This is a genomic window from Streptomyces sp. NPDC087215, from assembly GCF_044744885.1.
GTDB lineage: Bacteria > Actinomycetota > Actinomycetes > Streptomycetales > Streptomycetaceae > Streptomyces.
This window is the reverse complement of sequence record NZ_JBIUZD010000038.1, coordinates 1-1,343: the sequence shown is the minus strand read 5'-3', so window position 1 is coordinate 1,343 and position 1,343 is coordinate 1. Positions and strand designations below refer to the sequence as shown.

The 1,343-nt window shown below is 68.6% G+C and carries 1 protein-coding gene; it reads left to right on the top strand.

Translation table 11 applies throughout. The annotated features are described in order from the left end of the window. The first annotated feature begins 56 nt into the window (after positions 1-56). On the top strand, positions 57-1,295 hold the full coding sequence (locus ACIO92_RS34120; protein WP_401243319.1) for an IS701 family transposase: 1,239 nt from the start codon (positions 57-59) through the stop codon (positions 1,293-1,295). The last annotated feature ends 48 nt before the right edge of the window (positions 1,296-1,343 follow it).

Below are 1,343 nucleotides of genomic sequence, written 5' to 3'. Positions count from 1 at the left end.
CTAGTAGTGCTTCGTTACGTCGGGTGATCTTGCCTGGTAACGGGCATCTTCCGGCTATGAGGCTTGGGGAGGTGGAACGGCTCCGGGGTGAGTTATCGGAGTTCGTTGCCGATGTGTTCGTCTCGCTTCCGCGGCGGGATCAGCGGCGGTGGGGCGGGTGTTATCTGAGGGGTCTGATGCTGGACGGCCGGCGCAAGTCGATCCAGCCGATGGCCGAGCGGCTGCCGGACGGGAACATGCAGGCCCTGCAGCAGTTCGTGAACCAGTCGCCGTGGGATTCGCTGCCGGTGCGGCGGCGGATCGCCGAGCGATTGAGCGAGGCGGCCAGCCCGGAGGTGTGGGTGATCGACGACGTGTCGTTTCCCAAGTGCGGCACCGCTTCGGTCGGGGTGGCCCGGCAGTACTGTGGAGCGCTCGGGAAACGGGCGAACTGCCAGGTCGCGGTCAGTGTCCATGCCGCCACCGACACGGCCTCGTGTCCGCTGGAGTGGCAGTTGTATCTGCCGTGGGAGTGGACGGACGATCCGGACCGCTGCCGCAGGTCTGGAGTGCCGGACGATGCCGTTGACCATCGGGAGAAGTGGCGCCTGGCTCTCAGCCTGCTGGACACGCTCACCGGCTGGAAACTGGAAGCGCCGGTGGTGGTCGCCGACGCCGGTTACGGCGTCAGCACCCCGTTCCGGATCGGCCTGGAGGAACGCGGACTGTCCTATGTCCTCGCGCTGACCGGCAAAGAAGTCGCCCATGCCGAAGGGGCCGAGCCGCACCGGCCCGCCTATGGCGGGCTCGGACCGCCGACCCTGCCCCGCTACCGCACCCCGCCCCCAGCAGTCAGTGTCCTGGCGGCACAAGCCGGTGCGGAACAGTTCACCGAGGTCACCTGGCGGCAGGGCAGCAAAGGCCCGATGACCTCGCGGTTCACCGTCCTGACGGTCCGACCCGCGGGCAAGCAGTCCCTGGCCGCGGCCCAGGAGGCGGGCGGCGGGCGCAACCGGTGGGACGGTGTCCTGCCCACACGGACTCTTCTGATCGAGTGGCCACACGGTCAGGACGCCCCGACGGGCTACTGGATCTCGAACCTCCCCGCCACCACCCCGGCCGAGGATCTCGTCAGGTGGGCGAAGATGCGCTGGCGCATCGAGCACGACTACCGCGAGCTCAAGCACGGCCTCGGACTGGACCACTTCGAAGGCCGCACCTGGCGCGGCTGGCACCACCACGTCACCCTCGTCACCGCCGCCCAGGCCTTCCTCACCCTGCGGCGCCTCGACCCAAAAGCCCACACGCCGGCCTGACCCTCTACCAGGTCCTCGACACCCTTCAGGACCTGCTGCAGTGCTGGA

Coding starts and splice junctions, on each gene's coding strand:
- ACIO92_RS34120 (WP_401243319.1), top strand. CDS start 57: ATGAGGCTTGGGGAGGTGGAACGGCTCCGGGGTGAGTTATCGGAGTTC.